The sequence below is a fragment of the Paracoccus sp. (in: a-proteobacteria) genome (assembly GCF_035556475.1).
Taxonomy (GTDB): Bacteria; Pseudomonadota; Alphaproteobacteria; order Rhodobacterales; family Rhodobacteraceae; genus Paracoccus.
On the sequence record NZ_DATMFA010000136.1, the window covers coordinates 1 to 18,018 of the forward strand.

The following is an 18,018-nucleotide window of genomic DNA, read 5'->3' on the forward strand; positions in this document are numbered from 1 at the left end:
TGATCGCGCTGATCTTCGTGGGCCTGCCCTTCGTTACCCGCACGGTCCAGCCGGTCATCGCCGAGATCGAGAAGGAGGTCGAGGAAGCCTCGGCCACGCTGGGGGCAGGGCGCTTCTATACCCTGCGCCGGGTGATCCTGCCCTTGCTGCTGCCCGCGGCGCTGACGGGCTTTGCGCTGTCGCTGGCGCGGGCCGTGGGGGAATATGGCTCGGTCATCTTCATTGCCGGCAACCTGCCGATGAAGACCGAGATCGCGCCCCTGCTGATCGTCATCAAGCTTGAAGAGTTCGATTACAACGGGGCGGCCGCGATCGGCATTGCCATGTTGTTGATCGCCTTCAGCATGCTTCTTGTCATCAACCTCATCCAGATCTGGAGCCGCCGGAGGATTGGCCATGTATGACAGGGCGTTGAGCGAGACATATTCCCTCCCCACCCAGCAGGCCCGCCCGAAATGGCGCCCCGTGACCGAGGAAAGCCCGCTGACCCGGGCGATCCTGATCGCGGTCGCGCTGGGGGGGCTTGCGCTCCTGGTCGTCGCGCCGCTGGCCGTGGTCTTTGCCGAGGCGCTGGCCAAGGGCGCGGGCGCGGCTGTCGCCTCGCTCGCCAAGCCCGAGGCTTTGTCGGCGATCAAGCTGACGCTGATCGTCGCGGCGATCTCTGTTCCCTTCAACGCGATCTTCGGGGTCGCTGCCGCCTGGACGATCACCAAGTTCGACTTCCGCGGCAAGGCCTTCCTGATCACGCTGATCGACCTGCCGTTTTCCGTCTCGCCCGTGGTGGCGGGTCTGGCGCTGGTGCTGCTTTTCGGCACCAACAGCCTGCTGGGCGGCTGGCTGGTCGCATCCGGCTTCCCGATCATCTTCGCGCTGCCGGGGATCGTTCTGGCCTCGATCTTCGTGACCTTCCCCTTTGTCGCGCGCGAACTGATCCCGGTGATGATCGAGCAGGGCCGGACCGAGGAAGAGGCGGCGCTGACGCTGGGCGCCTCGGGCTGGCGGGTCTTTTCGACCGTGACGCTGCCGAACATCAAATGGGCGCTGCTTTACGGTGTGCTGCTTTGCAATGCCCGCGCCATGGGCGAGTTCGGGGCGGTCGCCGTCGTCTCGGGCAAGATCCGCGGTCAGACCGCGACCATGCCGATCACGATCGAGATGCTCTATAACGAATATCTCTCGGTCGCCGCCTTCACGCTGGCGGGCGTGCTGGCATTGCTGGCGCTGCTGACGCTGATCCTGAAAACCGGGCTGGAATGGCGTCACGCCGATCAGCTTGCCGCCACCCGTCGTCACTGAGTTCCACGAGGTTTCCATGCATATCGAGATCGACGAAATCGCCAAGAGCTTCGGGACCACCACGGCGCTGCATCCGGTCAGCCTGCCGATCCCCTCGGGGGCGCTGGTCGCGCTGCTGGGGCCGTCTGGTTCGGGCAAGACGACCCTGCTGCGCATCCTTGGCGGGCTGGAATTCCCGACCTCGGGGCGGGTGCTTTTCGACGGGCAGGACGCGACCGGGCTTTCCGTGCAGGAGCGCCGGGCGGGCTTTGTTTTCCAGAGCTATGCGCTGTTCCGCCACATGACTGTCTTCGAGAACATCGCCTATGGCTTGCGCGCACGCCCGCGCCGGACCCGGCCGCCCGAGGCCGAGATCGAGCGGCGGGTGACGAAGCTCCTGGACCTGATCCAGTTGCCGCAGATCGCCAAGCGCTTCCCGAACCAGCTTTCGGGCGGGCAGAGGCAGCGCGTGGCGCTGGCCCGCGCTTTGGCGATCGAGCCGCGGATGCTGCTTCTGGACGAGCCTTTCGGCGCGCTCGACGCCCGCGTCCGCAAGGAGCTGCGCCACGGATTGCGCGAGATCCATGACACGACCGGGCTGACCACGGTTTTCGTGACCCATGACCAGGACGAGGCGATGGAGCTTGCCGACCTTGTCGTCGTGATGTCGATGGGCAAGATTGAGCAGGTCGGGCGTCCGCAGGACATCCGCGCGCGCCCGGCGACGCCTTTCGTGCGCGAGTTCATCGAGGCCTGACCCGAGGCGCGCGCCCCGCCGCGCTGCCCTAGGGGTATTTGAAGAAACGGTGAAACCGGGATGCGGCTTGCGTCCCGGTCTTTCCTTGTCCCCGGGCGGTTCCTTTGCTGTTTGCAGGCGGGTCCATGCTCTCTAGGCTGTGCGGGGACACAGCGGAGCCGCCGAATGGACGCCTTCCCCCATCTGAAGATCCTGATCAGCCTGATCCTTGGCCTTTCCATCGCCCGCGTGCTTTCGGGCCTGTCGCGAAGGGTGCAGCAGCCCTCGCGCACCGAGGGGATGTTCGCCCAGATCGTCTGGTCGGCGGTCCTGCTGCTTTCCGCCGTGCATTTCTGGTGGTGGGAATTTGCGCTGAAAGGCCTCGGGACATGGCATTTCGGGGAATATGTCTTCGTGCTGTCCTATGCCTCGCTCTATTTCCTGATGGCGACGCTGCTTTATCCTGACGCCATTGCCGGACACGAGGAGAGCGAGCGGTTCTTCATCCTGCGCCGCCGCTGGTTCTTCGGGCTTTTCGCGCTGTCCTTCGCCTTCGATGCCATCGACACGCTGATCAAGGGCGAGGCCCATTGGCAGGAACTGGGCCAGCTTTATCCGCTGCGCCTTGCGACCGGCCTGATCATCGCGATCCTCGCGATGCGGGCGGGGCGCGCGGGACGGATCGCGGCCCTCGGGCTGTTCTGGCTTCTCCTCGATATCGGCTGGATCGCGCTACGCTACGACGCTCTCGGCTGAGTGCGCGCGGGGTCTTTTCGTCACGCTTGCGGGCCTGTATGGCGATGAGCTTTCCGCCACAGGAGCATTCATGGAACGTATTCTCGAACGCAGCCTTTTCGCCAGCCGATGGCTGATGGCCCCGATGTATATCGGCCTCGCGCTGGCGCTCTTGATCCTGCTCTGGGCCTTTGCGCTGGAGCTGTGGCACCTCGTCTCGTTGCTGCCGGCAATGACGGTGAATGATGCGGTCCTGGGCATCCTTGCGCTGATCGACCTGAGCCTTGCCGCGAACCTGCTGCTGATCGTGATCTTCTCGGGCTACGAGAATTTCGTCAGCCGCATGGACCTGCATGACCATGAGGACCGGCCCGACTGGCAGGGCGAGGTCGATTTCTCGGGGTTGAAGCTGAAGCTCGTTGCCTCGATCGTCGCGATCTCGGGGATCCACCTGCTGAAGATCTTCATGGATGTCAGCAAGTATGCGCCCGAGAGCATCAAGTGGATGGTGGTGATCCATCTGGTCTTCGTCATCTCGGGCGTGCTGCTGGCGACGATGGACTGGATCGCCAACCACGCGAAGACCCTGAAGAAGCCGGGGGGCGCCAAGGGCTGAGCAGGGCGTCGGGGGCGGCGCGTTCGAGGGCGCGCCTTTTTCCGCTGTTCCCGACGCAGCGATTTTCGCTTTCGGATGGCGGGAACCCTTGCGACTTTGCCCGCCATGGCTATAACCCCGGACGATTTATCAGCCGCCAGCCCGAGGACGCCGCCATGCCGAAGAGAACCGATATCAAATCCATCCTGATCATCGGCGCGGGACCCATCGTCATCGGTCAGGCCTGCGAGTTCGACTATTCCGGGGCTCAGGCCTGCAAGGCGCTGCGCGAGGAAGGCTACCGGGTCATCCTGGTGAACTCGAACCCGGCGACGATCATGACCGACCCGGAAATGGCCGATGCGACCTATATCGAGCCGATCACCCCCGAGATGGTCGAGAAGATCATCGCCAAGGAACGTCCCGACGCATTGCTGCCGACCATGGGCGGGCAGACGGGCCTGAACACCGCGCTGGCACTGGCCGATGCGGGGGTGCTGAACCGCTACGGGGTCGAGCTGATCGGGGCCCAGCGCGCCGCGATCGAGATGGCCGAGGACCGGAAGCTGTTCCGCGAGGCGATGGACCGGATCGGGCTCGAGAACCCACGCGCGACCATCGTTGCGGCGCCGAAACATGCGAATGGCAAATACGACATTCAGGCCGGCATCGCGCAGGCCCTGGCCGACCTCGAGGAGATCGGCCTGCCCGCGATCATCCGCCCCGCCTTTACCTTGGGTGGCACCGGCGGTGGTGTCGCCTATAACCGCGACGATTACGAGCGCATCGTCCGCTCGGGGCTGGAAGCTTCGCCCGTGGCGCAGGTTCTGGTCGATGAGAGCCTGCTCGGCTGGAAGGAATACGAGTTCGAGGTGGTGCGCGACCGCGCCGACAACGCGATCATCGTCTGCTCGATCGAGAACGTCGATCCGATGGGCGTCCATACCGGCGACTCGATCACCGTGGCACCGGCGCTGACGCTGACCGACCGCGAATACCAGCGGATGCGGAACGGCTCGATCGCGGTCCTGCGTGAGATCGGCGTGGAGACCGGCGGCTCGAACGTGCAATGGGCGGTGAACCCCAAGGACGGCCGCATGGTCGTGATCGAGATGAACCCGCGCGTCTCGCGTTCCTCGGCGCTGGCCTCGAAGGCCACGGGCTTCCCGATCGCCAAGGTCGCGGCGAAGCTGGCCGTCGGCTATACGCTGGACGAGCTCGACAATGACATCACCAAGGTGACGCCGGCCTCGTTCGAGCCCTCGATCGACTATGTTGTGACCAAGATCCCGCGCTTTGCCTTCGAGAAATTCCCCGGCTCGAAGCCCGAACTGACCACGGCGATGAAATCGGTGGGCGAGGTCATGGCGATCGGCCGCACCTTCCACGAGTCGCTGCAAAAGGCCCTGACCTCGATGGAGAACGGGTTGACCGGGCTTGATGATATCGAGATCCCCGGCTCGCCCGAGAAATCTGCGATCATCAAGGCGATCAGCGCCCAGACCCCCGACCGGCTGCGCCTGATCGCGCAGGCCATGCGCCACGGTCTGACCGATGACGAGATCGGCCATGCGACCGCCTTCGATCCGTGGTTCCTCGCCCGCATCCGCGAGATCGTCGAGGCCGAGAACGAGATCCGCGCGAACGGCCTGCCGAGCGGAGTCGAGGGGCTGCGCAAGCTCAAGATGATGGGCTTCACCGATGCCCGCCTCGCCGCGCTTTCGGGCCGGACCGAGACGCAGGTGCGCCAGTCGCGCCGCGCCCATGACCTGCATCCGGTCTTCAAGCGCATCGACACCTGCGCCGCCGAGTTCGAGGCCCAGACCCCTTACATGTATTCGACCTACGAAGCCCCGGCGATGGGCGATGTGGAAAACGAGGCCCGCCCCAGCGACCGCAAGAAGGTCGTCATCCTCGGCGGCGGCCCGAACCGGATCGGGCAGGGGATCGAGTTCGATTATTGCTGCTGCCATGCCTGTTTCGCGCTGACCAAGGCCGGCTACGAAACGATCATGGTCAACTGCAACCCCGAGACCGTCTCGACCGATTACGACACCTCGGACCGGCTCTATTTCGAACCGCTGACGCTGGAGCACGTGCTGGAGATCCTGCGCATCGAGCAGGAGAACGGCACCCTTCACGGCGTCATCGTCCAGTTCGGCGGCCAGACCCCCCTGAAGCTCGCGAATGCGCTGGAGGCGGAGGGCATCCCGATCCTCGGCACCACGCCCGATGCGATCGACCTCGCTGAGGACCGCGAGCGGTTCCAGAAGCTCCTGAACGACCTTGGCCTGAAGCAGCCGGTCAACGGCATCGCCAGCACCGACGCGCAGGCGGTCGAGATCGCGGCCGAGGTTGGCTTCCCGCTGGTCATCCGCCCCTCCTATGTCCTTGGCGGCCGCGGGATGGAGATCGTGCGCGACATGGAGCACCTGAACCGCTATATCCGCGAGGCCGTGCAGGTTTCCGGCGACAGCCCGGTTCTGCTCGACAGCTACCTCTCGGGCGCGATCGAGGTCGATGTGGACGCGCTTTCGGACGGCACCACCGTCCATGTCGCGGGCATCATGGAGCATATCGAGGAAGCCGGCGTCCATTCCGGCGACTCTGCCTGCTCGCTGCCGCCCCACACGCTGGACGCCGCCACCATCGCCGAGCTGAAACGCCAGACCGAGGCCATGGCCAAGGCGCTGAACGTGGTCGGCCTGATGAACGTGCAATTCGCGCTGAAAGATGGCGAGATCTACGTCCTCGAGGTGAACCCCCGCGCCTCGCGCACCGTGCCCTTCGTCGCCAAGGCGACCGACAGCGCCATCGCCTCGATCGCCGCCCGGCTGATGGCGGGCGAGCCGATGTCGAACTTCCCCGCGCGCGAGGCCTATCCCGCCGGCGTCGGCCCCGAGACGGCGCTGCCCTTTGCCGATCCGCTGACGCTCGCGGATCCGAACACGCCCTGGTTCAGCGTCAAGGAGGCGGTGCTGCCCTTCGCCCGCTTCCCCGGCGTCGACACGCTGCTTGGCCCGGAGATGCGCTCGACCGGCGAGGTCATGGGATGGGACCGCAGCTTCGCCCGCGCCTTCCTCAAGGCGCAGATGGGTGCGGGCACCCATCTTCCCGAAAGCGGGCTGGTCTTCATCTCGGTCAAGGATGCCGACAAGTCCGAGGCTCTGGCCGAGGCGGCACGCGACCTGACCGCCATGGGCTTCACCCTTGTCGCAACGGGGGGCACCGCCCGGTTCCTGCGCGAGGCGGGGGTCGAGACCGAGTTGGTCAACAAGGTCTATGAGGGCCGTCCGAACATCGTCGACCGCCTGAAGAACGGCGAGATCGTCATGGTCCTGAACACGACCGAGGGCGCACAGGCCATCGCCGATTCGCGCGAGATCCGCGCCGTCGCGCTGAACGACAAGATCCCCTATTACACCACTGCCGCCGGCAGCATCGCCGCGGTCGCGGCGATCCGGTCGCGGGGCGAGGGAGAGGTCGGCGTCCGCTCGCTTCAGGCCTGATCCCGCGACAGGCGACAGGATCCTTCAAGAAGGGCTTCCCATGCGGGAGGCCCTTTCTGATTCCGCCCCCGGCTCATTTTCCCCGCCGCCCGCTTCGTTTCACCGTTTTTCAAATACCCATGCGACGCCTCGGATCGCGGCAGGTTTTCCCGCGGCGCGGACCGGAATGAAAAACATGACCGGCCCCTTATCTTATTCCAGCTATTGACTGACGGCTCCAACCCGGCAAATCTCGCGCTAGCGGGTTTGTCCAGAGGCTGAAAATGTCGTGGATTTCGTCCCTTTTTTCGCAGTCGCCTGAAATCGCATTGTTTCTCTCGCTGGCCGGAGGCTACTGGATCGGGGCGTTCCGGTTCGGGAAATTCCAGCTTGGCGGCGTTGCCGGCTCTCTGCTGGTCGCGGTTCTTCTCAGCCTATTCGGGGTGCATATCGACAACGGGGTGAAATCCCTGCTGTTCGCTCTATTCATTTATGCGGTCGGCTATGAAAGCGGTCCGCAATTCTTTCGTTCGCTGGGCCGGCAAAGCCTGCGCGAAATCGCGATGGCGGCATTCCTTGCCGTCAGCGGATTGCTGACTGTCATTCTCCTCGCGCGCATCTTCGGGCTCGACAAGGGGCTTGCGGCGGGCGTCGCCGCAGGCGGGCTGACCCAATCCGCCATCATCGGAACCGCAAGCTCGGCCATCGCGAAGCTGGGGCTGGCCGCGGACGAGGTGCAGCGGCTGCAAGGCAATGTCGCCGTCGGCTATGCCGTGACCTATATCTTCGGCTCGTTCGGCGCGATCATCGTCTGCGTGAACATCCTGCCCTGGCTGATGAAGCGAAGTATCCGTGACGACGCGATGAAGGCCGAGGCCGAATTGCTTGCGGGCGCTCAGGTCTATGGTCCGGGCGAATCCCCGGCGCTGCCGGAACTCGTGGGGCGGGTATTCAGGATCGGTGCCGGAAACCACGGGACCATCGCCGAGCTGGAGGGCAGCGCCCATCACCTGCTGACGGTCGAGCGCGTCAAGCGCAACGGCGCCCTGATCGGGGTCGAGCCGGGGCTTGCCCTGCAGCAGGGCGACATGATCCTCGTCGTCGGGCGCCGCAACGAGGTGGTCGGCAAGGCAATCGGCGAGGAGATCCTGCCCGATCCCGATATGGAACTGGTGATGATCACGCGCGAGGTCGCCGTCACCAATCCCGATTTCACCGGCAAGACCATGGGCAGCATCATCGGATCGGTCACGGATGCGCTGCGCCACGGGATCTATGTCCTGTCGCTGAAACGCGCCGGTGTGCCCGTGAAGCTCGACCAGGCGACCGTGATCCAGTCGGGCGATGTCGTGACCGTGCGCGGCACCTCCGAGGACGTGCAGCGCGCGGCAAAGGCCGCGGGCACCTCGATCCTGCCCAGTGACAAGACCGACTGGGTCTTTCATGGCATCGGCATCTCGGTCGGCCTGCTGATCGGCCTAGCCGTGCTGCGGATCGGGTCGATCCCGCTGACGCTGGGCAGCGGCGGGGGCGCGCTGCTTTCGGGTCTGGTCTTCGGCCTTTTGCGCACACGCAACTACTCGCGCGGGAACATGCCCATCGCCGCCTCGACGCTGCTGCGCGACCTCGGCCTTGCGGGCTTCGTCGCCGTCGTCGGCCTGCAATCGGGGTTGCAGGCGATCACGACCATCCGCGAAAGCGGCATCCAGCTCTTCCTGATCGGGGTGGTGGTCACGCTGCTGCCGCTGATCCTGACCATGTATTTCGGCCGCTACGTGCTGAAATACGACAATACCGCCGTCTTTGCCGGGGCGCTTTCTGGATCGCGCAGCGCCAACCCGGCCTTCGGCGAGGTGCTGGACAAGGCCGGCAACTCGGTCCCGACCACGCCCTTCGCGATCACCTATGCGTTGGCGAACGTGTTCCTGACGCTTCTCGGGCCATTGGTCGTGGCCTTCACCTGATCTGGTAGACAGGAGGTCGCGATGGCGACGGATTACAGCAAATATGCCAAGCTCAGCCCGTTCGAGCTGAAGGACGAACTGATCAAGCTGGCCTCCAGCAAGGCCGACCGGACCATGCTGAATGCCGGACGCGGCAATCCGAATTTCCTCGCCACGCTGCCGCGCCGCGCTTTCTTCCAGCTTGGCCTTTTCGCCACCACCGAGGCGGAGCTGTCCTATTCCTACATGAGCGCCTCGGTCGGCGGCATGCCCCGCATCGAGGGGATCGAGGGTCGCTTCGAACGCTTCACGGCCGAGAACCATGACAAGCCGGGCGTCCTTTTTCTTGCGCGGGCCATGTCCTATGTGCGCGACCAGCTTGGGCTTTCCGCATCGGAATATCTGCACGAGATGGTCGAGGGCATCCTTGGCGTGAACTATCCGGTCCCGCCCCGCATGTTGAAGGTCAGCGAGGAGATCGTCCGCCACTATGTCCTGAAGGAGATGGTCGGCGGTCCGATCGTCTCGCAATCCGTGCGCCTCTTCGCGGTCGAGGGGGGGACGGCCGCCATGGCCTATGTGTTCCACTCGCTGCAGATGAACGGGCTGGTCAAGGCGGGTGACAAGGTGGCGATCGGAACGCCGGTATTCACGCCCTATCTGGAGATCCCCGAGCTTGCCGAATTCGGGCTGGTGCCGGTGGCGATCCATGCCGAGCCGGAGAACGACTGGCAATATCCGGCGTCCGAGCTGGACAAACTGAAGGATCCGGCGATCAAGATCTTCTTCGTCGTCAATCCCAGCAATCCGCCCTCGGTCAAGATCGACCAGACCGGAATGGACCATATCGCCCGCATCGTGAAGGAGGACCGGCCGGATCTGATGATCCTGACCGACGATGTCTATGGCACCTTTGCCGATGACTTCCAGTCGCTCTTCGCGGTCTGTCCGCTGAACACCATCCTCGTCTATTCCTTCTCGAAATATTTCGGCGCGACGGGATGGCGGCTGGGCGTCATCGCCACCCATGACGGCAATATCATGGACAAGGCGCTGGCCGACCTGCCCGAGGAGGCAAAGCAGGCGCTGGACGCGCGCTATGCCTCGCTGACCCCGGATGTCCGCGGGCTTGCCTTCATCGACCGGCTCGTCGCAGACAGCCGCGTCGTCGCGCTGAACCATACTGCCGGGCTGTCGACGCCGCAGCAGGTGCAGATGGTCCTGTTCTCGCTTTTCGCGCTGATGGACGAGGCCGGGAGCTACAAGGCCGAGTTGAAGAAGCTGATCCGCAACCGCGAAGCCGCGCTTTACCGCGAGCTTGGCCTGCCCGCGGAGCATGAGGCGAATTCGGTCGATTACTACACGCTGCTGGACCTCGAGGGGATCGCACGGAGGATGTATGACGCCGATTTCGCCAAGTGGATTGGCGAGAAGTCCAGCGCCGGCGACATGCTGTTCCGCATCGCCGACGAAACCGGGATCGTGATGCTGCCCGGCAAGGGCTTCGGGGCCGAAACCCCCTCCGGCCGCATCTCTCTCGCCAATCTCAACGAATATGAATACGCGGCGATCGGCCGCGCGCTTCGCCGCATGGCCGAGGAGTATTACGCCGAATACCAGAAACGCTGAGGCGCCGCATCCGCGCGGTTTCGTCACTCCCGGCAGGAAGCTGAATGTCCCTTCTGACCGATCCCGTCGTCGCATTATTCGTGTCGCTGGCAGTCGGTCACCTGATCGGCCGGCTGCGCGTGGGGCCGGTCGCGCTGGGGGGCGTCTGCGGGACGCTGTTCGTCGCGCTCGCATTGGGACAGCTTGGCGTCACCATCCCCGACGCGCTGAAAAACGCGGCCTTCGCGCTTTTCATCTATGCGCTCGGCTTCACGGCCGGGCCGCAATTCTTCGCGAATGTGCGGGACGGGGCGCGCTATGCCGTCTTTCCGGTGATCGAGGTTTCCGTCTCGCTCCTCCTGACGCTGGCGGCGGTGTTGTGGCTGAGGCTGGACGCGGGGACGGCGGCGGGGCTTTTTGCGGGCGCGGCCACGGAATCGGCGGTTCTCGGCACCGCCTCCGAGGCGATTGCCAAGCTCGGCCTCGACCCGGTCGAGACCACGACGCTTCAGGCCCATATCGCGACGGCCTATAGCCTGACCTATCTGTTCGGGCTGATCTCGATCGTGCTGTTCGTGACCCAGATCGCGCCGATGATCGCGCGAAAGGATCTGCGGGCCGAGGCGACGGCGCTTGCGGACAAGCTGGGTGCCAGTGATGACGACGGCAACGAGATTCCCGTGACCGTCCAGCGCGCCTTCGAGGTCGGGGGCCTTGCCGGCCACACCGCGAGGGAGTTCGAGGAACCCCGCAACTGGACCATCGTTATCGAAAGCGTCGAGCGGGACGGCGCGATCCTGCCGGTCGATCTGAATTTCGTGCTGGCCGAGGGTGATATCGTTCTGCTGCGCGGGCGCAGGAACACCATGCTGGCGGCTGGCCGCGTCCTTGGCAAGGAGGTGCCCTTGCCGCAGGGCTCGGGTCAGGCATTGATCTCGCATGACATCGTGCTGCTGAGGAAGGAGACCTTCGGGCACGAATTGCGCGACCTGCGCCAGATGGTCGATCCCGAACAACAGCGCGGCATCTTCGTCACCCATATCCGCCGCATGGGCCATACGGTGCCCGCGCTGCCCAAGACCTATCTGCAGCAGGGCGATGTGCTGACGATCTATGGGCCGGAAGCCGCGGTGATGCGTGCCGCGGCCGAGCTGGGCCAGCCGCTGCCCCCCGAGGATAGCACCGATTTCGCCATGCTGGGCCTTGGCATCGTCATCGGCTTTCTGATCGGGCATCTCAGCCTCAAGATCGGTGCGGTCGAGCTGACGCTGGGCCTCGGCGGCGGCGCGCTGCTTTCGGGCCTGTTCTTTGGCTGGCTGAACATGCGTCATCCACGCTATGGCGCCTTGCCGGGGGCGGCCGCGCATTTCGCCAAGGATTTCGGCCTTGCCACATTCATTGCCGCGATCGGGCTTGGCGCGGGGCCGAATGCCATCGCGCTGATCCGCGAATACGGGCTGCTCTTTCCCTTGCTCGCGGTCCTTCTGTCGCTGATCCCGGCCTTCATCTCGCTGATGGTCGGGCTGTGGCTGATGCGCCTGCCGCTGCCGATCCTGCTGGGCGCGATTGCGGGCCAGCATTGCAGCACCCCCGCCGTCAGCGCGCTGGTCAGCCAGGCGGGAAACGCCACGCCGGTCATCGGCTATACCGTCACCTATGCGATTGCGAATGTGCTGCTGCCGCTGATGGGGCCGGTGGTCGTGGCGCTGGCGCGGTTGATCTGATCACGGCCCGAAGGGGCGCTCAGACGGGAATCGCCAATGGGAAAGGGCGCGGGTGTCTCCGGCCCGCGCCCTCCCTCGCCGCTCGAGCGCACCCCACCACAAGCACGAAAGAGCGACTGTCACAAAACTGGTTCGAACACCGCATACTGCCCGCCGGAACCGCCTTAGTCGAGAGTCGAACAAGACCCGATGCAGGACCACGGAACAAATGGGATCATATCAGATACTCGCTAAACTTCCACGGCAAGAGCGCCTCACGACCGGGGGTTGTGGTCATTTCGCCCCCGATCCTGCACCCGGGGAGGCGAAAACAGCCCTGTTCCCGATCTTGCTGCGTGCAGAATATTCACATTTCGAGGCAAAGGCGACGCGAAATCCTCTAAGAAGCTGTTCAGAATGAAATTTAATTGCAAATAGCGATTCGCCCTGGTCCTGACGCTGCCCAGGCAGGATTTGGCGTTGCCTGATCGCCTCCACATGTCTATCGGAAGTGGGAAAAAGGTCAGTAAAGCATGAGCGTCAACAGTTTCGGCCGCGTCTTCACCTTCACCACCTGGGGCGAGAGCCACGGGCCCGCCCTTGGGGCGACCGTCGACGGCTGCCCGCCGGGCATCGCGCTGGACGAAGGCTTCATCCAGCAGTTTCTCGACCGTCGCCGTCCGGGCAGCTCGAAATTCACTACCCAACGGCAGGAGGCGGATCAGGTCCGCATCCTCTCGGGCGTGTTCGAGGGCCGGACGACCGGCACGCCGATCCAGCTGATGATCGAGAATACCGACCAGCGCAGCAAGGATTACGGCGAGATCGCGCAGGCCTTCCGCCCCGGACATGCGGATATCACCTATCACCTGAAATACGGCATCCGCGACTATCGCGGCGGCGGCCGTTCCAGCGCGCGTGAGACGGCGGCACGGGTCGCGGCGGGGGCGGTCGCGCAGGCGGTGCTGCGTGACCTCGTGCCGGGGTTGAAGATCACCGGCTACATGATTCAGATGGGGTCGCTGCATCTCGACCGGGCGAATTTCGACGCTTCCGAGATCGGGAACAATCCGTTCTTCCTGCCCGACGCCTCGGCGGTTCCGGCATGGGAGGAATATCTGAACGGCATCCGCAAGGACCAGAACAGCGTCGGCGCCGCGATCGAGGTGCTGATCCAGGGCTGCCCGCCGGGGCTGGGCGCGCCGGTCTATGCCAAGCTCGATACCGATCTTTCCGCCGCGATGATGTCGATCAACGCCGTCAAGGCGGTCGAGATCGGCGAGGGCATGGCGGTCGCGGGGATGACCGGGACCGACAATGCCGACGAGATCCGCCTGGGGAACGAAGGGCCGCGCTTCATGTCGAACCATGCGGGCGGCATCCTCGGCGGGATCTCGACGGGGCAGGACATCGCGCTGCGTTTTGCGGTCAAGCCGACCAGCTCCATCCTCACGCCGCGCCGGACCATCAACCGGAAGGGCGAGGAGATCGAGCTGATCACCAAGGGCCGCCACGATCCCTGCGTGGGCATCCGCGCGGTGCCCATCGCCGAGGCGATGGCGGCCTGCGTGATCCTCGATCACCTGCTGCTCGACCGCGCGCAGACCGGGGGAGAGCGCGGCCATATCGGCTGAAAGGGACGTCGCGTCCGCCGATTTGCGTGCGAAACGGGGTTACCCCGGATTGTCATACTGATGTTACATTGGCTTCGCATAACTGTCGCAACTCCCCACTATGGGATCGGACAGGCCGATCCCGGCCCCCAGGAAATGTCAGGAGCCATCCTATGAAATCCGCAAAACTTGCCGTTTCGGCGCTTGCGATGATTGCCGCGACCGCCACCGTCGCCTCCGCCCGTGACCAGGTCCAGGTTGCCGGTTCGTCGACCGTCCTGCCCTATGCGACCATCGTTGCCGAAGCCTTCGGCGAAAACACCGACTTCCCGACGCCGGTCGTGGAATCGGGCGGCTCCTCGGCCGGTCTGAAGAAGTTCTGCGAAGGCGTGGGCGCGAACACCATCGACATCGCCAACTCGTCGCGCCCGATCAAGGCATCGGAAATCGAGGCCTGCAAGGGCAAGGGTGTGACTGACATCATGGAAGTCCGCATCGGCTATGACGGGATCGTCTTTGCCAGCGACATCGCCGGCAACGACTTCCAGTTCACCGCCGCCGACTGGTTCAATGCGCTGGCCGCGCAGGTCGTCAAGGATGGCAAGGTCGTCGCGAACCCCTATACCAAGTGGAACCAGATCCGCGCCGACCTGCCCGAGCAGGACATCCTGGCCTTCGTTCCGGGCACCAAGCACGGCACCCGCGAGGTCTTCGAGGAGAAGGTGATCGCCGCCGGTTGCGAAGAGGCCGGCGCCGCCGAAGCCTTCAAGACCGAACTGGGCGAGGATAAAGCCGGCGAGGCCTGCATGGCGCTGCGCACTGACGGCAAGTCGGTCGATATCGATGGCGACTATACCGAGACGCTGGCCCGCATCCAGTCGGCCAAGAACGGCATCGGCGTCTTCGGCCTGTCCTTCTACGAGAACAACACCGACAAGCTGAAAGTCGCGACCTTCGGCGGCGTCACCCCCTCGACCGAGACCATCGCCAAGGGCGAATACCCGGTTTCGCGCCCGCTGTTCTTCTATGTGAAGAAAGCCCATATCGGCGAGATCCAGGGCCTGAAAGAATTCGTCGAATTCTTCGTCTCGGACGAGATCGCCGGTCCCGAGGGCCCGCTGGCCGCCTATGGCCTGGTCGCCGACCCGGAACTGGCCGCGACCCAGGCCGCTGTCGCCGCCGAAACGACCCTGACGAACTGATCCGGCTGGCGCGGGGCCTATGGTCCCGCGCCGCTTCCCTTTCTCCTTCCCATATCCGAGGCTCAGATGCCTGTCTCCTGGACCCTGCTGATCGTGCTGGCCATGGCCGTCGCGGGATTTTTCATCGGCCGCACGCGCGTCCTCGCGGCGGCCGGTGGCGATTCCCGGCGGCTGCATTCGCGAAGCAGCTATTACGGCTGGAACGTCGCGCTGTTTACCGCCGTGCCCGCCCTGTTCCTGACCGCGATCTGGCTGTTTGCGATACCGGATGCGAGCCGCGTGCTGGTCGCCGTCGTCTCGCTGGTGCTGGCGGCCGCGGGCCTTGCATGGTCGCTCGCGCGCACCTCGCCCGAGTTCCGCGCCCGTATCGCGGTCGAGGGCTTCGTTCGCGGCTTCCTGATCCTCTGCTCCAGCATCGCGATCCTGACCACGGCGGGCATCGTCTTTTCGATGCTGTTCGAGACCGGGCAGTTCTTCCGCCAGTATCCGTGGCAGGACTTCTTCTTCGGCACGACCTGGTCGCCGCGCTTCGGCGGCGGCTCGCGGCTGGGAATGGTGCCGCTCCTCTGGGGCACGCTCTATATCTCGCTGATCGCGCTTGCGGTTTCGATCCCGATTGGATTGTTCGCGGCGATCTACATGTCCGAATATGCCACGCCCCGGATGCGCAGCATCGCCAAGCCGCTGATCGAGGTGCTGGCCGGGATCCCCACCATCGTCTACGGCCTTTTCGCGCTGACCATCGTTGGCCCGATGCTGCGCGACTATTTCGCCCAGCCGCTGGGTCTTGGCAGCTCCGGCTCGTCGGTGATGACGGCGGGTCTGGTCATGGGGATCATGCTGATCCCCTTCGTCAGTTCGCTTTCCGACGACATCATCAACGCCGTGCCGCAATCTTTGCGTGACGGCGCGCTCGCCATTGGCTCGACCAAATCCGAGACGGTGCGCAAGGTCGTGCTGCCCGCGGCCCTTCCGGGCATCGTGGGCGCGATCCTGCTGGCTGCCTCGCGCGCGATCGGCGAGACGATGATCGTGGTCCTTGGCGCCGGCGCCGCCGCCAGCATGAGCCTGAACCCCTTCGAGGCGATGACCACCATCACGGTCAAGATCGTCAGCCAGTTGACCGGCGACACCGATTTCGCCGCGCCCGAAACCCTGGTCGCCTTCGCGCTTGGTCTCACGCTGTTCGTGATCACGCTGGGGCTGAACATCTTCGCGCTCTACATCGTGCGCAAATACCGGGAGCAGTACGAATGAGCGACGCCACCCAGACAAGCGGCGCCCCCGCCGCCCAGCCCAAGGCCTCGCTGCTGGTCGCGGACCCGCGCACCCGCAAGCGCAACGCCGCCGAGGCGCGTTTCCGTGCCTATGGCCTCGCGGCGATCATCGCCTCGCTTCTGGCGCTGGTGGTGTTGCTGTTCACCATCTTCTCGGGCGGGCTTGGCGCGTTTCGCCAGACCTACCTGACCATTCCGGTGACGCTCGACGCGGCGCTGCTCGACAAGTCGGGCAACCGCGACCCCGAGGAGATCAAGAAGGTCTTGACCCTGACCTATGGCAAGATCCTCGACCAATCGTTGCAGGCCGCGATCGAGCAGAACGGCATCGTGATCGAGGGCCTCACCGCCAAGGATGTCTCGAACCTGATCTCCAAGGAGGCCTCGGCCCGGTTCCGCAGCCATGTCCTCGCCGATCCCGAGTTGATCGGCCAGACCATCGAGGAGCCCGTCCTCGTCAACGGTCGCGTCGATGGCTTCTACAAGGGCCGAGTGACGATGGAATCCGCGGCCCGCGACGGCAATACCTCGCCCGCGCAGCTTCAACTGGCCGAGGCGTTTCGCGAAAAGGGGATGCTCGCGACCAAGTGGAACTGGTCCTTCCTGACCAATCCCGACGCCTCCGACCAGCGCCCCGAAGCCGCCGGGGTTGGGGTCGCGATCCTCGGCTCGCTCTACATGATGCTGGTCGTGCTGTTCCTCGCGGTTCCGATCGGCACCGCCGCCGCGATCTATCTTGAGGAGTTCGCGCCAAAGAACCGCCTGACCGACATCATCGAGGTGAACATCTCGAACCTCGCGGCGGTGCCCTCGATCGTCTTCGGTATCCTTGGCCTCGCCGCCTTCATCAACTTCGCGCATCTGCCGCAATCGGCGCCGATCGTCGGCGGCCTTGTTCTGGTGCTGATGACGCTGCCGCGCATCATCATCCCGGCGCGCGCGGCGCTGAAATCGGTCCCCCCCTCGATCCGCGACGCGGCGTTGGGGGTAGGGGCCTCGAGGATGCAGTCGGTGTTCCACCACGTCCTGCCGCTGGCGACGCCCGGCATCCTGACCGGGGTGATCCTCGGGCTTGCCCAGGCGCTTGGCGAGACCGCGCCGCTTCTGCTGATCGGCATGGTGGCCTTCGTCAAGAACTTCCCCGCGGCGCCGCCCGAGGGCCTGTTCGACCCCGCCTCGGCCCTGCCGGTGCAGGTCTATAACTGGACCCAGCGCGCCGACCCCGCCTTCATGGAGCGGGCCTCGGGCGCGATCATCGTGCTGCTGGTCTTCCTGCTCGTCATGAACCTTTTCGCCATCTTCCTGCGCCGCAAGTTCGAGCGGCGGTGGTAAATCCAGAAGGAGTTGCCAATATGAACGACATGAGAATTCTGGAGCGTGCCGTGCAGCAGAACGACATCAAGATCTCTGCCCGAAAGGTGCAGGTGTATTATGGCGAGAAACACGCCCTGAAGGATGTCGATGTCGATATCCTCGACAAGAACGTCACCGCCTTCATCGGTCCCTCGGGTTGCGGCAAGTCGACTTTCCTGCGCTGCCTGAACCGGATGAACGACACCATCGACATCAGCCGGGTCGAGGGCAAGATCACGCTGGATGGCGAGGATATCTATGATCCGCGCGTCGATCCGGTGCAATTGCGCGCCCGCGTCGGCATGGTGTTCCAGAAGCCGAACCCCTTCCCGAAGTCGATCTATGACAACGTGGCCTACGGCCCGCGCATCCACGGCATGGCCCGCAACCGCGCCGAGCTTGACGAGATCGTCGAGAAGTCGCTGCGGGGCGCGGCGCTCTGGAACGAGGTCAAGGACCGCCTGTCCGAGCCGGGAACCGGCCTTTCGGG

14 protein-coding genes are annotated in these 18,018 nt (G+C 64.7%); all 14 read left to right on the plus strand.

From position 1 onward, the window contains the following. Positions 1-404: ABC transporter permease subunit (locus tag VNQ78_RS18865; RefSeq protein WP_325692700.1), on the plus strand; the 404-nt coding region annotated here is incomplete at its 5' end. Then, a complete protein-coding gene (gene cysW / locus VNQ78_RS18870) occupies positions 397-1,296 on the plus strand; it encodes a sulfate ABC transporter permease subunit CysW (protein WP_325692702.1) in 900 nt (299 codons plus the stop codon). The genes VNQ78_RS18865 and cysW, both read left to right, overlap by 8 nt. 16 nt (positions 1,297-1,312) lie before the next feature. Continuing rightward, the gene (locus VNQ78_RS18875; RefSeq protein WP_325692704.1) at positions 1,313-2,032 is read left to right on the plus strand and encodes a sulfate/molybdate ABC transporter ATP-binding protein; all 720 of its coding nucleotides are present in this window, start codon (positions 1,313-1,315) and stop codon (positions 2,030-2,032) included. A gap of 165 nt (positions 2,033-2,197) precedes the next feature. Further along, positions 2,198-2,767, plus strand: coding sequence for a hypothetical protein (locus VNQ78_RS18880; RefSeq protein WP_325692706.1), 570 nt, complete (start codon positions 2,198-2,200; stop codon positions 2,765-2,767). Positions 2,768-2,837: 70 nt separating this feature from the next. Then, entirely contained in the window at positions 2,838-3,362 is a 525-nt protein-coding gene (locus tag VNQ78_RS18885; RefSeq protein WP_325692708.1) for a TIGR00645 family protein, read from the plus strand. Between the two features lie 155 nt (positions 3,363-3,517). After that, the gene (carB, locus tag VNQ78_RS18890) at positions 3,518-6,850 is read left to right on the plus strand and encodes a carbamoyl-phosphate synthase large subunit (RefSeq protein WP_325692710.1); all 3,333 of its coding nucleotides are present in this window, start codon (positions 3,518-3,520) and stop codon (positions 6,848-6,850) included. A gap of 263 nt (positions 6,851-7,113) precedes the next feature. Beyond that, the gene (aspT, locus tag VNQ78_RS18895) at positions 7,114-8,793 is read left to right on the plus strand and encodes an aspartate-alanine antiporter (RefSeq protein ID WP_325692712.1); all 1,680 of its coding nucleotides are present in this window, start codon (positions 7,114-7,116) and stop codon (positions 8,791-8,793) included. 21 nt (positions 8,794-8,814) lie between these two features. Next, a complete protein-coding gene (locus VNQ78_RS18900) occupies positions 8,815-10,401 on the plus strand; it encodes a bifunctional aspartate transaminase/aspartate 4-decarboxylase (protein ID WP_325692714.1) in 1,587 nt (528 codons plus the stop codon). 44 nt (positions 10,402-10,445) lie between these two features. After that, on the plus strand, positions 10,446-12,104 hold the full coding sequence (gene aspT / locus VNQ78_RS18905; protein WP_325692716.1) for an aspartate-alanine antiporter: 1,659 nt from the start codon (positions 10,446-10,448) through the stop codon (positions 12,102-12,104). A 512-nt stretch (positions 12,105-12,616) separates the two neighbouring features. Beyond that, the gene (aroC, locus tag VNQ78_RS18910) at positions 12,617-13,717 is read left to right on the plus strand and encodes a chorismate synthase (RefSeq protein WP_325692718.1); all 1,101 of its coding nucleotides are present in this window, start codon (positions 12,617-12,619) and stop codon (positions 13,715-13,717) included. A 152-nt stretch (positions 13,718-13,869) separates the two neighbouring features. After that, positions 13,870-14,898 carry a substrate-binding domain-containing protein gene (locus VNQ78_RS18915; RefSeq protein WP_325692720.1) on the plus strand — a complete coding sequence of 343 codons (1,029 nt, stop codon included), beginning with the start codon at positions 13,870-13,872 and terminating at the stop codon, positions 14,896-14,898. A gap of 66 nt (positions 14,899-14,964) precedes the next feature. Then, positions 14,965-16,155, plus strand: coding sequence for a phosphate ABC transporter permease subunit PstC (gene pstC / locus VNQ78_RS18920; RefSeq protein ID WP_325692722.1), 1,191 nt, complete (start codon positions 14,965-14,967; stop codon positions 16,153-16,155). After that, the gene (gene pstA / locus VNQ78_RS18925) at positions 16,152-17,507 is read left to right on the plus strand and encodes a phosphate ABC transporter permease PstA (protein ID WP_325692724.1); all 1,356 of its coding nucleotides are present in this window, start codon (positions 16,152-16,154) and stop codon (positions 17,505-17,507) included. The genes pstC and pstA overlap by 4 nt, the downstream gene beginning before the upstream one ends. A gap of 20 nt (positions 17,508-17,527) precedes the next feature. Continuing rightward, a partial coding sequence (locus tag VNQ78_RS18930) for a phosphate ABC transporter ATP-binding protein (protein ID WP_325692726.1) occupies positions 17,528-18,018 on the plus strand: 491 nt, incomplete at its 3' end.

Bases quoted from the DNA above. Each gene is read 5' to 3' on its own strand.
- aspT (WP_325692716.1), top strand. From the start codon at position 10,446: ATGTCCCTTCTGACCGATCCCGTCGTCGCATTATTCGTGTCGCTGGCA.
- pstA (WP_325692724.1), top strand. From the start codon at position 16,152: ATGAGCGACGCCACCCAGACAAGCGGCGCCCCCGCCGCCCAGCCCAAG.
- carB (WP_325692710.1), top strand. From the start codon at position 3,518: ATGCCGAAGAGAACCGATATCAAATCCATCCTGATCATCGGCGCGGGA.
- VNQ78_RS18900 (WP_325692714.1), top strand. From the start codon at position 8,815: ATGGCGACGGATTACAGCAAATATGCCAAGCTCAGCCCGTTCGAGCTG.
- aroC (WP_325692718.1), top strand. From the start codon at position 12,617: ATGAGCGTCAACAGTTTCGGCCGCGTCTTCACCTTCACCACCTGGGGC.
- VNQ78_RS18875 (WP_325692704.1), top strand. From the start codon at position 1,313: ATGCATATCGAGATCGACGAAATCGCCAAGAGCTTCGGGACCACCACG.
- VNQ78_RS18885 (WP_325692708.1), top strand. From the start codon at position 2,838: ATGGAACGTATTCTCGAACGCAGCCTTTTCGCCAGCCGATGGCTGATG.
- VNQ78_RS18915 (WP_325692720.1), top strand. From the start codon at position 13,870: ATGAAATCCGCAAAACTTGCCGTTTCGGCGCTTGCGATGATTGCCGCG.
- VNQ78_RS18880 (WP_325692706.1), top strand. From the start codon at position 2,198: ATGGACGCCTTCCCCCATCTGAAGATCCTGATCAGCCTGATCCTTGGC.
- aspT (WP_325692712.1), top strand. From the start codon at position 7,114: ATGTCGTGGATTTCGTCCCTTTTTTCGCAGTCGCCTGAAATCGCATTG.
- pstC (WP_325692722.1), top strand. From the start codon at position 14,965: ATGCCTGTCTCCTGGACCCTGCTGATCGTGCTGGCCATGGCCGTCGCG.
- cysW (WP_325692702.1), top strand. From the start codon at position 397: ATGTATGACAGGGCGTTGAGCGAGACATATTCCCTCCCCACCCAGCAG.